At 67.8% G+C, this 13650-nt stretch carries 12 protein-coding genes; 6 read left to right on the forward strand and 6 right to left on the reverse strand.

Features of this window, described 5'->3' with window-relative positions; all coding sequences use genetic code 11:
- Window positions 1-266: 266 nt before the first annotated feature.
- The 5 genes from HZ321_RS19795 to HZ321_RS19815 all read right to left on the reverse strand — a co-directional run bounded on the left by HZ321_RS19795 (window position 267) and on the right by HZ321_RS19815 (window position 4400).
- Entirely contained in the window at window positions 267-887 is a 621-nt protein-coding gene (locus tag HZ321_RS19795) for a hypothetical protein (RefSeq protein WP_181704132.1), read from the reverse strand.
- Window positions 888-1156: 269 nt separating this feature from the next.
- Complete coding sequence (locus HZ321_RS19800) at window positions 1157-1405, reverse strand: PepSY domain-containing protein (protein WP_181704133.1); 249 nt, start codon at window positions 1403-1405, stop codon at window positions 1157-1159.
- Between the two features lie 91 nt (window positions 1406-1496).
- Entirely contained in the window at window positions 1497-1961 is a 465-nt protein-coding gene (locus HZ321_RS19805; protein WP_181704134.1) for a cupredoxin domain-containing protein, read from the reverse strand.
- Between the two features lie 148 nt (window positions 1962-2109).
- A complete protein-coding gene (locus HZ321_RS19810; RefSeq protein ID WP_181704135.1) occupies window positions 2110-3093 on the reverse strand; it encodes a YVTN family beta-propeller repeat protein in 984 nt (327 codons plus the stop codon).
- 47 nt (window positions 3094-3140) lie between these two features.
- The gene (locus HZ321_RS19815; protein ID WP_181704136.1) at window positions 3141-4400 is read right to left on the reverse strand and encodes an ABC transporter substrate-binding protein; all 1260 of its coding nucleotides are present in this window, start codon (window positions 4398-4400) and stop codon (window positions 3141-3143) included.
- Between the two features lie 324 nt (window positions 4401-4724).
- On the opposite strand from HZ321_RS19815, the gene HZ321_RS19820 reads away from it, so the two are divergent.
- From HZ321_RS19820 to HZ321_RS19830, 3 genes are all read left to right on the forward strand, one after another.
- Window positions 4725-4967 carry a hypothetical protein gene (locus HZ321_RS19820; RefSeq protein WP_181704137.1) on the forward strand — a complete coding sequence of 81 codons (243 nt, stop codon included), beginning with the start codon at window positions 4725-4727 and terminating at the stop codon, window positions 4965-4967.
- Between the two features lie 121 nt (window positions 4968-5088).
- Window positions 5089-5859 carry an ABC transporter ATP-binding protein gene (locus HZ321_RS19825; RefSeq protein WP_342343885.1) on the forward strand — a complete coding sequence of 257 codons (771 nt, stop codon included), beginning with the start codon at window positions 5089-5091 and terminating at the stop codon, window positions 5857-5859.
- Entirely contained in the window at window positions 5856-6665 is an 810-nt protein-coding gene (locus HZ321_RS19830; RefSeq protein WP_181704139.1) for an ABC transporter permease, read from the forward strand. Before HZ321_RS19825 ends, HZ321_RS19830 begins: the two co-directional genes overlap by 4 nt.
- Before the next feature lie 12 nt (window positions 6666-6677).
- On the opposite strand, the gene recG is transcribed toward HZ321_RS19830, so the two are convergent.
- Window positions 6678-8789, reverse strand: coding sequence for an ATP-dependent DNA helicase RecG (recG, locus tag HZ321_RS19835; protein WP_181704140.1), 2112 nt, complete (start codon window positions 8787-8789; stop codon window positions 6678-6680).
- 168 nt (window positions 8790-8957) lie between these two features.
- Here recG and HZ321_RS19840 point away from each other — a divergent pair, with 168 nt between their 5' ends.
- The 3 genes from HZ321_RS19840 (at window position 8958) to mfd (ending at window position 13433) form a co-directional block, all read left to right on the forward strand.
- Window positions 8958-9266: an FAD assembly factor SdhE gene (locus HZ321_RS19840; protein ID WP_181704141.1), complete on the forward strand. Its 309-nt coding sequence runs from the start codon at window positions 8958-8960 to the stop codon at window positions 9264-9266.
- Window positions 9267-9287: 21 nt separating this feature from the next.
- A complete protein-coding gene (locus HZ321_RS19845) occupies window positions 9288-9635 on the forward strand; it encodes an antibiotic biosynthesis monooxygenase family protein (protein ID WP_181704142.1) in 348 nt (115 codons plus the stop codon).
- Window positions 9636-9791: 156 nt separating this feature from the next.
- Complete coding sequence (gene mfd / locus HZ321_RS19850) at window positions 9792-13433, forward strand: transcription-repair coupling factor (RefSeq protein ID WP_181704143.1); 3642 nt, start codon at window positions 9792-9794, stop codon at window positions 13431-13433.
- Window positions 13434-13650 lie beyond the last annotated feature (217 nt).

The following is a 13650-nucleotide window of genomic DNA, read 5'->3' on the forward strand; positions in this document are numbered from 1 at the left end:
GGGCTGTCGGGGCTCTAACACCCGGTTCTGCTCCGGACGCGCTCTATCGTCATGGTCCGCGCAGGTGGACCATCCGCCTGTACTGACGTCATGGTCCGCGTAGGCGGACCACCCACGCATTTGTGGGCGCGGCTTGGGCGGGCTTAGGAGGACGCACGCGGCCTGGGACATCACGAACGTGGTCCGCCCTCGCGGACGCTGCGAGGTACCGATCAGAAACGCCGGTCCCCCAACCTCACTCTCCCATATGGCGGAGCTTCAGCCCCTCACTTGATCTCAGCCTGGATCGCCTTGCCGAGCGCGAACAGGCGCTGCTCGATCGTCACAGGCACCTCGCACACGAAGGTCAGCGCCTTCTGGCGCTCCTCGAAGATGCGGGTCTTGGTGAGCACTTCGTCGGTGCGCTGCTGCGCCTCGATCGGGTCGGTCTTGGGATCGTTGCGGAACTTGTCCAACTCGGCCGTCGTGGCGCGGACGCTGTCGGCGAAATCGCGCTGCTTCTTGGCGAACCGGCCGATACCGGTGATCACGTCGCCGCGCTCGTCGTTCAGCTTCTCGAACAGGGCGGCGAACAGCAGCACCAGCCGGTCGTTCCGGTCGGCGCCGGCCTTGGCGGCGAAATCGGCGATGGCCTTCTTGGCGTCGTCCAGCTTGATGCGGCGCTGCGCCAGGTAGTCGGCCAGGATCACCACCTCCTCGTCCTCGTGCCACTTCACAGTGGCCGGATCGAAGGCCGGGCCGGACCACGCGGCGCCAAGCGTGATGGTCGGGACCTTGCGTTGAACGCACGGCCAGTTCGGATCGTTGGGATCGCCCAACGCGAGGGCCGGTCCCGCCGCGACAATCGCGATCGCGGCGACAAGAGCGCGAACTGGCAGCTTGGTCATTTCCTCATCCCGCTGTTTTCGTGAACATGCCCGCCGGCTGTGCCTGCGACATCCGCCGGCGGCCGGGCATGATCCTGTTCTTGGTTGTCCCCGGCGTCAGACTATACGATTTTCCAGGCGTCATCTCGCGATCGTCCTGCGACACGGAGAAGCCGGGGGCGGACCGCGGCGCACGTCCGCAGGCCTTTCCCCCGGCTCTGAAGAGCCCCAAAGCTGCCGTCCAGGTCTCCAAACGGCGGCCTCGGGTCGGTCGCGTCGGACGACGAACCTTACTCCTTGGTCTTGTTGGTGACCTTGAGGTCCTTGTCGACATCCATGTCGTACTGGCCGTCCGCGCAGAACACGTCGTCGAGTTCGTAGCCCTCGCCGGAAGCCTCGATGTTCTCGGCGTCCACCTCGCACTTCATCTCGGTGATCATCGCCTGGATCTTGGTGACGACGTCGGCCGGAACCTCCTGGGCCATCGCCGCGGCGGGCAGCAGCACGAGGGCGCCGGCAAAAAGAGCGGTCTTCAGCATGGTCTGGTGTCTCCTCCCTGGAGCGGATCGCAGAGTCCCCTGGTTGCTCTGCGTCCGCGAGAAACGCGATCGGATGGGTGTCAGTGACGGCTCACTGGATGGCGATGGTCACGCGCTGGCTGTCACTGGTGGTGTTGGGGATGTGCAGGTCGTAGCTGCCCGGCTTGATCGCGATGAACGACAGCTTGGCCAATCCGGCGTTGTCGAACTCCAGCGAATCGATAGCCATCGGGCGGACTTCGATGTCGTTGATGACGATCTCGTTCATCCAGATCGCGCGCAGGAACTGCGGCCCGGTGATCGCCAGTTCGGCCGAGCCGTCGGCGGTGATCTGCAGCTCGTAATAGGCGCCGGACTGCAGCTTGACCGGCTGCTCGCCCTCGAACAGCGGCTTGCCGGAGGCCAGCGTGAGCTTGATCGGCTCGCCGCGGTTGCACTTGGCCAGCAGCCCGGCCATGCCGAGCTTGTTCGCCTCGCAAAGCGGAGCGGCGACCGTGGGCAGCGAGAAGGTGCCGGCGGCGAGCGCCAGCGAGAGTGCGACGACAACGTTCTTCATGGAAATCCTCCCTCTTGATTTCGAAGCCCGCCCGTTCGGGCGAACGAAGGCTGAGACGGCGCGGACGGCACGCGTCTTCGGTCCGGGAGCCGTCGACGCTGCTGCGTCGACGACCGGTTGGTGTGGAATGAAAGGCCTGCAGCTTCGGTCAGTTCGGCGAAACGACCACGCCCCAGGGATAGCTTCCGACAGTGATCGACTTGATCACTTCCTTGTTGGCCACATCGATGATCGAAACGTCGTTCGACACGCCGTTGGTGCTGATCAGGTACTTTTCGTCCGGCGTGAAGGCGAGCTGCCAGACCCGCTGGCCGACGAGCAGGTAGTCCACCACCTCGTAGGTGGTGGCGTCGATCACCGCGACCCGGTTCGACGGGCCGAGCGCGACGAAGCCGAACTTCCCGTCCTTGGTGAGCTTGACGCCGACCGGCTGGATCGCTTCCGGGGAAACGCCGGCGATCTCGAACTTGATGTTCTTCAGGATCTCCTGCGTCTTCGGGTCGATCACGTGCACCGTGCCGCCGATCTCGGCCGACACCCACAGCTCCGATCCGTCGGCCTTGAACTCCGCGTAGCGCGGGCGGGCGTCCACCAGCACGTTGGCGAAGATCTCGTGCGTTTCCGAGTCGATGAAGTGGGCCATGTTGGTGGTTTCGGAGGTGTTGATGATCACCTTGCCGTCCGGCGACACTGCCATCCCCTCCGGCTCCACGCCGACCGGCACCTCGTTGACCATGGTGTGCTTCTTGGTGTCCACGATCGTGACGAGGTTGTCGTCCTCGTTGGCGATGTAGAGGTGCTCGCCGTCCGGCGCGAGCACGAACAGCTCCGGATCCGGACCCGAGGGCAGGGTGTGCGTGACCTGAAGGGTCTCGGCGTCGAACACCTCGACCGTGTCGTCGTCACTGGCGCAGACGTAGATCTCCTTGCCGTCATGCGAGATCGTGATGCCGCGCGGCCGCTGGCCCGTCTTCACCGTCTTGACCACCTCCAGCGTGTTGCTGTCGATGACCGACATCGTGTTGTCCTTCTCGTTGGTCACATAGATCATGTAGGCCGACGCCGGGACGGTTCCGACGAGTGCGGTGGTGGCGGCCACTCCCGCGATGAGGGCAAGGCGCGTCTTGCGCATGAAAGTCCATCCTCCCTGGTTAGCTTCTTTTTCGCGGCCGTAGGTTATCAGAAGCTGCACTTCGTCTCCGGCTCGTCGTAGCCCAAGGTATCGAGCTCGGTCTTCTCGTGGAGGAACCCCTCCTGCGGGGAAACCGAAGCAGTAGACCTTCCATCGACGAGCAGTATGGGCTGCCGCAGCTGATGATTCCAATTACGGATCGTTAACTTCTGCCCCTTGAAGGCTGCAATCGCCAGATCCGGTCCGTTGATATACTCGATGATCTTCGATGGCTCACCGGATTTGGCACGGGTCGCCGCTTCGCCGACGATTCGAACCGCCGTCCAGGCGTTGATGTCGCGTTCGCGCATGCCGCGTCGGTTCAGGTCGAAGAAGCGGTTCTGCATCTGGTAGGCGCCCCACTGCTCGTGGCTCGGATCCCAGGCGGACGGCTTCAGTCCGCTCGAACCGGCCACGGGCTTGGCGTCCCAGGTGCGGAACGGCACATAGGTGGCGAAGATCTCGCTCTCGTCCGCCGTGATCACCACGTCATGCTCGGCCGCATCCTGCGTGAACACCGGCAGTTGGCGTTGCACCTGGACGTGTCCGGTGTCGGTGCGGCGGGCGGTGTCGGTTGCAGTGTACTCGCGTTCCTCGACGATCTCGGCGCCGAACCGGCCGGCCGCACGCTTCAGCGCCTCGGCCCAAAGCTTGTCCTGCGGCAGGGAACCGGAGATCAGGAACCAGCGGCTCCATTTCTTCCAGACCAGATACTGCGCCAGGCCATCGGCCAGCATCGAGTAGCTGGGCGCGATGTGGACCACGTTGACGCGGCAGTCCTCCTCGCGGATCCGCTCGTCCTTGTTGCTGACGTTGAACAGCAGCCGGTCCTTGGCCGCAGGCGCATCGGCCACCGCAAGCAGCACGTCGGTCGGCAGGTCGAGGAGAACGTAGGAGATGCCCGCCGCAGCCAGTTCGTCGAGCGCGGCCAGCGCCGCTTCTGCGGTTTCAACGCCTTTGGTCACCAGCTCGAACGACTGCTTGGTGAACTTGCCGGTGGTGTTGTTGTCCTCGATCCCGAGCAGCGCGCCGGAATAGCCGTCGTCCGGATAGGGCATGTCGATCAGCGAAAGCGTTACCCGCGGCTCGTCCCAGCGGATGTAGCCGATCTTGATGAGAACCGCGTCGGCCTGCTTCTTCGTCGTGGCGGCCGGTTGTGCGGCGTCCTGCGCGACCACGCCCGTCGGGGCGGCCGAGGCGACGACAGCCGCCAGCACGGATGCCAGCAAACGGCTCGCGCGCCGCGGTCTTGCGGGTGTGAATTCCATCCACGCGCTCCCTTCGCGTTCCTGTCCCGGATGCCGGCGGCATCCCCGATCCGGGTGCACGCTTGTTCGCATACGTGCTTTCCCGAATTCGAATGTCCTGCAAAGTCGGGTGCCAAACCCGCCAGGGCAAGAGGAGTTTTTCCCGCCGCCGGGATTGACGGACCGGGACAACTCGTCGCGCCCCACCCGGTGGGGCCCTACCGTGACCTTGACGCCGGCGCGTCGCGCCCTCCTATTGTGCTCTCGCGCAGGGCAGGGACGGCATGTCACGAACCGTCCGCCCGCGCCAGTGGCGGTCCCGCCACCGGGAGGAGAGTGGGGTACATGAATTTCTTCGATATCGTCATGCTGATCTGCCTGGCCGCCAAGCCCGGCGAATGCGCCGACCACCGCATCCAGTACGAGAGCTACGGCTCGCTGAACGAGTGCCTGTTCGAGGCGCAGTTCTACATCGCCCAGTGGCGCCAGGCGAATCCCCAGTACGACGTCAAGAACTGGCGCTGCGAGTACGCCCAGCAGCCGGACGGCGGCGAGCCTGCGGAAGGCGCCGAAGAGAAGAAGTCCTGACGCTCCGGCCGCGCGACGCCTAGGCCGTCGCGCACCGCCGTGCATTCCGGTCCCGTCGCGTCGCATGCAACACTGCGTCCGGTGCCGATTCAGGCGCCGTGGCTATGGAGGAAGGCACCCCGTGACGGCTTCCGCTCCCGACAGCGCGCCTGCGCTCGAGGTCGACCACGTGTCCTTCGCCTACGCCGGGCGAAAGGCGCTGGACGACGTCAGCTTCCGCGTCCGCCGCGGCCGCTTCACGGCGCTGCTCGGACCCAACGGCGCAGGCAAGACCACGCTCTTCTCGCTGATCACCCGGCTGTTCGACGCGCGGATCGGATCGATCCGCATCTGCGGCCAGGACCTGGCGAGGGCAGGGGCCTCCGCGCTCGCGCCGCTCGGCGTCGTGTTCCAGCAGCCGACGCTCGATCTCGACCTCTCCGTGCGCCAGAACCTGCGCTATTTCGCCCGTCTGCGCGGCCTGTCGGTCAAGGACGCCGACCGGCGGATCGACGACCAGTTGGCCCGCCTCGACATGGCCGAGCGCGTCGGCGAAAAGGTGCGCTCCCTCAACGGCGGTCACCGCCGCCGCGTCGAGATCGCGCGGGCGCTGCTGCACGATCCCGAAGTCGTCGTCCTCGACGAGGCGACCGTCGGCCTCGACGTCCCGACCCGCAAGGCCATCGTCTCGCACGTCCACGAGCTCACCCGCAGCCGCGGCCTCGCCGTCCTGTGGACCACGCACCTGATCGACGAGATTGAGACCGACGACGATCTCGTCGTCCTGCATCGCGGGCGGATCGTCGCCACCGGCACCGCCCGGTCCGTCGTCGAGGCGACCGGCACGACGACGCTCGACGCCGCCTTCGCCAGGCTAACCCCCCGGGCCGAAACCGTGGAGGAGGCCCGATGACGTTCACCACCTATCGCCGGGCCTTCGTCGGCATCGTCGCGCGCGAAGTGCTGCGCTTCCTTATGCAGAAGGAGCGCTTCTTCTCCGCCCTGGTGCGGCCGCTCGTCTGGCTGTTGATCTTCGCGGCCGGCTTCCGCGCGGTGCTCGGCCTTCCGATCCAGCCGCCCTACCAGACCTACATCACCTACGACATCTACATCGCGCCCGGCCTCGTCGCGATGATCCAGCTCTTCAACGGCATGCAGTCGTCGCTGTCGATGGTCTACGACCGCGAGATGGGCTCCATGCGCGTGCTCCTCACCAGCCCGCTGCCGCGCTGGTTCCTGCTGGTCGCCAAGCTCTTCGCCGGCACTTGCGTCTCGATCCTGCAGGCCTACGCCTTCCTGGCGGTCGCCATGCTGTTCGGGCTGAAGTTGCCCTGGCTCGGTCTCCTCACCGTGCTGCCGGTGATGATCCTCACCGGCCTGATGCTCGGCGCGCTCGGTATGCTGCTGTCGTCCACGGTACGCCAGCTGGAGAACTTCGCGGGGGTGATGAACTTCGTCATCTTCCCCACCTTCTTCATGTCGTCCGCGCTCTACCCGCTCTGGAAGATGCGCGAATCCAGCTATGTCGTCTGGCAGCTCTGCATGGTGAACCCCTTCACCTACGCGGTGGAAGCGCTCCGCTTCGGCCTCTACGCCAAGATGAACGGGTTTGCGCTCGCGGTCGTCGCCGCCTCGCTCGCCGTGTTCCTCGCCGGCGCTGTCTGGGGCTACAATCCCTCCCGCGGCTTCCAGGTCCGCAAGGCCGGTGGCGGGGAATAGCGCCGCCGCCGCTCATCCCGCCCGGATCAACCTCACCGCCTCGTCCCGTCCGAAAAGGTAGAGCAGGGTTCGGAGCGCCGCGCCACGCTCCGTCTGCAGGCCCGGGTCCTTGGCCAGCACCAGCGCCGCGTCGTCGCGCGCCATCTCGGTGAGATGCCCGTGGATCTCCGGGCGGACCAGGCGGAATCCCGGCATGCCGCTCTGGCGGGTGCCGAGCAGTTCGCCGCCGCCGCGCAGCTTCAGGTCCTCCTCCGCGATCCGGAAGCCGTCCTCGCTCTCGCGCATCACCGTCAGCCGCGCCTTCGCCGTTTCGCCGAGCGGCGCCTTGAAGAGCAGCAGGCACGTCGAGGCCTTCGATCCCCGCCCGACCCGGCCGCGCAGCTGGTGCAGCTGGGCGAGCCCGAAGCGCTCGGCGTGCTCGATCACGATGATCGTCGCATCCGGCACGTCGACGCCCACCTCGATCACCGTCGTCGCCACCAGCACGCGCGCCTCGCCCGACTGGAAGCGCCGCATCGCCTCGTCCTTCTCCGCCGCCTTCATCCGGCCGTGCACCAGCGCGACCATGTCGCCGAAGACATCCTTCAGCACGGCGAAGCGCTCTTCGGCGGCGGCGAGGTCCGACACCTCGCTTTCCTCGACCAGCGGGCACACCCAGTAGGCCTTCGCCCCCTCCGATTGCACCGCCGTCCCGATCCGCTCCACTACCTCGTCCAGCCTGTCCAGCGACACCGACCGCGTGGCGATCGGCTTGCGGCCGGCGGGCTTCTCGGTCAGGCGCGAAACGTCCATGTCGCCGAAATAGGAGAGCAGCAGCGTCCGCGGGATCGGCGTCGCCGTCATCACCAGGAGATCGGTCCGGCTGCCCTTGGCCGACAGCGCCAGCCGCTGGTGGACGCCGAAGCGGTGCTGCTCGTCCACCACGGCAAGCGCCAGGTCGCGGAAAAGGACGCCCTGCTGGAACAGCGCGTGCGTTCCGACCAGGATGTCCACCTCGCCGATCGCGACGGCCTCCAGCGTCTCCTTGCGCGCCTTCGGCCGGTCGGATCCGGTAATGCAGGCAAGCCGCAGTCCCGCGGCCTCGCAGAGCGGGGCGATCGAGCGGGCATGCTGGCGCGCCAGGAGCTCCGTCGGCGCCATGATCGAGGCCTGCCCGCCCGCTTCCACCGCCGCCGCGCAGGCGAAAAGCGCCACCATCGTCTTGCCGGACCCGACGTCGCCCTGAACCAGTCGGATCATCCGGTTCGGCGAGCCCATGTCGGCCAGCACGTCCGCGATCGCCGCGTCCTGGCTCCCGGTCAGCGCGAAGGGCAGGGCGGCCCGCAGCCGTTTCAGGATCTCGCCCGTCGGCTTGCGCGCCCGCCCGACCGCCGTCCTCAGCGACTTGCGCACCAGCGCCAGCGCCAGCTGGTTGGCCAGAAGCTCGTCATAGGCGAGCCGCGTCAGGAACGGATTGCCCTCCGCAAGGTCCGACTGCTCCTCAGGCCGGTGCAGTCGGGTCAACGCTTCGGCGAAACCCGGCCAGCGCTCGCGCGCCAGCATCGGGCCGTCCTGCCACTCGGGCAGCGCCGGCAGCCGCTCCAGCGCCCCCTCGATCGCCCGCCGCATGATCCGCGGCGAGACGCCCTCGGTCATCGGGTAGACCGGCTCCATCTTCGGCAGCTTGTCGGCATCCTCCACGGATACGACGTGGTCCGGATGCACCATCTGCGGCGCGCCGTTGAACCACTCCACGCGCCCCGACACCAGCCGCGTCTCGCCCACCGGGAACAGCTTCTCCAGCCAGGCCTTCTCGGCGTGGAAGTAGGACACCGAAAGCTCCCCGCTTTCGTCGTGCACCGCGATCCGGTAGGGCCCGCGTCCGTTCGGTGGCGCCGGCCGGTGCCGGTCCACCCGCACCCGCAGCGTCACGATCGCACCTTCCGGCGCCGTGGTGATCAGCTCCTCGCGGGAGCGGTCGATCAGGTGCGTCGGCACGTGCAGCAAGAGGTCGCCCACCACCGCCTCGCGCGCCGTCTCGCCCGACGGCCCCACCAGCTTGCCCAGCTTGGGCGCAAGCTTCGGCCCCACGCCCTTCAGCGAAGCCAGCGGCTGGAACAACGGGTTCAGGATCTCGGGACGCATCAGGGCAGCAAACACCGGACTCGAGGCTTCATCGCCCGTTCCTTACCACGCCCGGCCGAGCGCCCGCGACGCCTCTCCCCCAATGACCAACTGACATCGGCACCACCGCGCGCTACATATCTCGCCCCGACGCACCCTCCGCGCCGCGTCGCAGTCCGGAGCCATGCCATGTCCGCCGAGCCCCTTGCCGGTCTCACCCGCACCTCGGACGACCTCGACGTCCGCCGTCGCAAGGCGCTCTACCATGCCTGGCACCGCGGCACGCGCGAGCTCGACCTCCTGCTCGGGCGCTTCGCCGACGCTCACATCGCCGACCTCTCCGATGCCGAGATGGACGAGTTCGAGCGGCTGATGGAGGTGCCCGATCGGGACCTGTTCGGCTGGATCCTCGGCCGGACGGACACGCCGCAGAACTACGACGGCCCGGTCCTGTCGCGCGTCATGGCTTTCGCCGCCGCCAATCCGCTGACCGGCTGAAGCCGAGGGGAGGGCGCACCGATGATCGCCGTCATCTTCGAAGTCCGTCCCGCTGAGGGCGAGACCGCGCACTACCTCGATCTCGCCGCCGCGCTCCGGCCGGAGCTTGAGACGATGGACGGCTTCATCTCCGTCGAGCGGTTCCAGAGCCTCACCGATCCCGGCAAGCTCCTGTCGCTTTCCTTCTGGCGCGACGAGGCGGCCGTCGAGGCCTGGCGCAACCGGCCGGCGCACCGGGCCACCCAGGCCAAGGGCCGCGGCGGCGTCTTCGCCGGCTACCGCCTGCGCGTCGCGGCGGTCCTGCGCGACTACGGCCTCGATGACCGGGCCGAAGCGCCGGACGACAGCCGCCGCCTCCACGGCCGCTGATCCGACCGCGCCGCGCGTTTCTTTCCCACTGACTTTCCCTGACGCGGACGCTACATAGGGTGCGTTGCCGACGGGCCTCTTCCAGGGCCCGGCGGTGTCTTGCCGTTTTTCCAGACCGGCACCTCCCGCCGTCCCGGCATCCAGCGACCAGGCCCCATGTCCGCCCTCAACGCCCAGATCTTCGACGAATTCCGCTCCGTCACCGTGGCCGGCGTGCCGGATGGCGCGGAGGCCTACGCCCTGGCCGAACTGGTCCGCTCGATGAAGCGGAAGGGGCTCGACGCCGTCTATGTCGCCCGCGACGGCCAGCGGCTGCAGCAGCTCACCCGTGCGCTCGCCTTCTTCGCCCCGGAGATCGGCATCCTGGAGTTCCCGGCCTGGGACTGCCTTCCCTACGACCGCGTGTCCCCGACCCCGGCGATCGTCGCCAAACGTATGACGACGCTGTCCGATCTGGTGAAGGCGCGCGACGACGCCCGCCCGTTCGTGCTCGTCACGACCGTGAACGCCGTCGTCCAGAAGGTCGTGCCGCCGACGCTCGTCTCCGCGCAGGTGATGTCCGCCGCGCCCGGCAACCGCATCGACATGAGCCAGCTCGCAGGCTGGCTGGAGGACAACGGCTTCTCCCGCACGTCGACGGTTCGCGACACCGGCGAATACGCCGTTCGCGGCGGCATCCTGGATCTCTTCGCGCCGGGCACCGAATATCCCGTCCGGCTCGACTTTTTCGGCGACACGCTGGAGACGATCCGCACCTTCGACCCGGAAACCCAGCGCACCACCGGCCAGCTCGTCCGGCTCGACTTGGTGCCGATGTCGGAGGTCCAGCTCACCCCCGCCGCCATCAAACGTTTCCGCCAGGGCTACGTCGCCGCCTTCGGCGCAGCGACCTCGGGCGACCCCATGTACGAGGCGATCAGCGAAGGCCGGCGCTACGCCGGCGTGGAACACTGGATGCCGCTCTTCCACGAGAGCCTGGCGACGCTGTTCGACTACACCGGCGATGCGCCGATCCTCCTCGATCCGCTGGTCGACGAAGCCGTCACCGAACGCCTCGTCACCGTCGCCGACCACTATGACGCACGTCTCCATGCGCTGAAGGACGGCGGCGCCGGCGCGCCCTACAAGCCGATGCCGCCGACCGCGCTCTACCTCACCGAGAAGGAGGTCCAGGCAGCCTTCCTCTCCCGCGACGTCGGGCGGATCACGCCCTTCCACCGGCCCGACGGCTCGGCGACGAAGATCGTCGATCTCGGCGGCAAGACCGGCCGCTCCTTCGCCGCCGAGCGCGCTGCCTCCGACGTCAACGTGTTCGACGCGCTCGTCACCCACATCCGCGCCCTCAAGGCCGACAAGCGCCGCGTCGTGCTCGCCTGCTGGTCGGAGGGCTCGCGCGATCGCCTCTCGCAGGTCATCGCCGACCACGGCGTCCAGCAGACCGAGATCGTCCCGCATCTCGACGCCGCGCTGAAGACCCCGGCGCACAAGCTGCCGCTCGCCATCCTCGGCGTGGAGACCGGGTTCGAACTCCCCGACGTCGTCGTGGTGGCCGAGCAGGACGTGCTCGGCGACCGCCTCATCCGCGGCGCCAACCGCAAGAAGCGCGCGGACAACTTCCTGAAGGAGGTCGCTGCACTTTCGGAGGGCGATCTGGTCGTTCACGTCGACCACGGCATCGGCCGCTTCATGGGGCTGAAGACGATCGAGGCAGCCGGCGCGCCGCACGATTGTCTGGAGATCCAGTACGCCGGCGGCGACCGCCTGTTCCTGCCGGTCGAGAACATCGAGCTCCTCTCCCGCTACGGCTCGGAGGACGCCGAGGGCGTCCTGGACCGTCTCGGCGGCGGCGCCTGGCAGGCCCGCAAGGCCAAGATGAAGAAGCGGATCCGCGAGATGGCGGACGAGCTGATCAAGACCGCCGCGGCCCGCCTCCTTAAGACCGCGCCTTCGCTCGTCCCGCCGGAGGGCGTCTACGATGAATTCGCCGCGCGTTTCCCCTACGACGAGACCGACGACCAGCTGAACGCCATCGACAGCGTGATGGGCGACCTCGGCGCCGGCCGGCCGATGGACCGCCTTGTCTGCGGCGACGTCGGCTTCGGCAAGACGGAGGTCGCGCTCCGCGCCGCCTTCATGGCCGCGCTCAGCGGCAAGCAGGTCGCCGTCGTTGTGCCCACGACGCTGCTCTCGCGCCAGCATTTCCGCACCTTCTCGGAGCGCTTCAAGGGCCTGCCCGTCGTCGTGCGCCAGGCCTCGCGCCTGGTGCCCGCCAAGGACCTCGCGGCCACCCGCGCCGGCATCGCCGACGGCACCGTCGACATCGTCGTCGGCACCCACGCGCTGCTCGCCAAGGGCATCGCCTTCAAGGACCTCGGCCTCCTCATCATCGACGAGGAGCAGCACTTCGGCGTCAAGCACAAGGAGCGGCTGAAGGAGCTGAAGTCCGACGTCCACGTCCTCACGCTCTCCGCCACCCCCATCCCGCGCACGCTGCAGCTGGCGCTCACCGGCGTGCGCGAGCTCTCCCTCATCGCCACGCCGCCGGTCGACCGGCTCGCGGTGCGTACCTTCATCACACCGTTCGATCCGCTGGTGATCCGCGAAGCGCTGCTGCGCGAGAAGTACCGCGGCGGCCAGGCATTCTACGTCTGCCCGCGGCTCTCCGACCTCGCTTCCCAGCGCGAGTTCCTGGAGAAGCACGTGCCGGAGGTGAAGGTCGCCGTCGCCCATGGCCAGATGGCCGCGACGGACCTGGAAGACATCATGAACGCCTTCTACGAGGGCCAGTACGACGTCCTCCTCTCCACCACCATCGTGGAATCCGGCCTGGACATCCCGACCGCCAACACGCTGATCGTCCACCGCGCCGACATGTTCGGCCTCGCGCAGCTCTACCAGCTGAAGGGCCGCGTCGGCCGATCCAAGACCCGCGCCTACGCGCTCTTCACCACCCCCGTGGAGAAGAAGCTGACCGGCCAGGCAGAGCGCCGCCTCAAGGTGCTGCAGAGCCTCGACACCCTCGGCGCCGGCTTCCAGCTCGCCTCCCACGACCTCGACATCCGCGGCGCCGGCAACCTCCTCGGCGAGGAGCAGTCCGGCCACATCAAGGAGGTCGGCTACGAGCTCTACCAGCAGATGCTGGAGGAGGCCGTCGCGGCCCTGAAGACCGGCGACGAGTCGCTCGCCGACGACCAGTGGAGCCCGCAGATCACCGTCGGCACGCCGGTGATGATCCCCGACCACTATGTCGGCGACCTCACGCTGCGCCTCGGCCTCTACCGCCGCCTCGCCGACCTGGAGGACGCCTCCGCCATCGACGCCTTCGGCGCCGAGTTGATCGACCGCTTCGGCCCGCTGCCGTCTGAGGTGGAACACCTCCTGAAGATCGTCACCATCAAGACGCTCTGCCGCAAGACCAACGTCGACAAGGTCGACGCCGGCCCGAAGGGCGTCGTCATCTCGTTCCGCGACGGCAAGTTCGAGAACCCGGCGGCGCTCGTGAAGTACATCGGCGAGCAGGGCATCCTCGCCAAGATCCGTCCGGACCAGAAGATCGTGCTCGTCCGCGACTGGCCGGATCCCGAGCAGCGCCTGAAGGGCACCGCGGCGATCCTGGTCAAGCTCGCCCGCATGGTCGACGAGGCCAAGAGCGGCAACGCCCCGACCAAGCTCTCGATGCCCGTCACCCCGCCCCCGCCCCCGCCGCCCCCCGTCAAGCGCGGCACCTATCCAAGCGTCGCGGAGTTCCGCGCGAAGACCCGCGGCACCAAGGGCGGCAGCTGGCGGGGAGGGCGGTAGGGCGCCATCCTTGTCCCGGCTGTAAAACCGCGGTGTACATACAAAGGACGCCATCCATGGTCACCGCGAAGGTCTTCTAATCCGGCAACAGCCGCGCTCCCCACCTCTCACCGCCTTCCCCCTCTTCCGCCGTCATGGTCCGCCTGCGCGGACCATGACGATCGGAGGAGGGGTGGATCGGCTCTATCGACACGACGGCTCCACCTGCCTCTCCACC

Source organism: Chthonobacter albigriseus, assembly GCF_013839445.1.
GTDB classification, from domain to species: Bacteria; Pseudomonadota; Alphaproteobacteria; order Rhizobiales; family Pleomorphomonadaceae; genus Chthonobacter; species Chthonobacter albigriseus.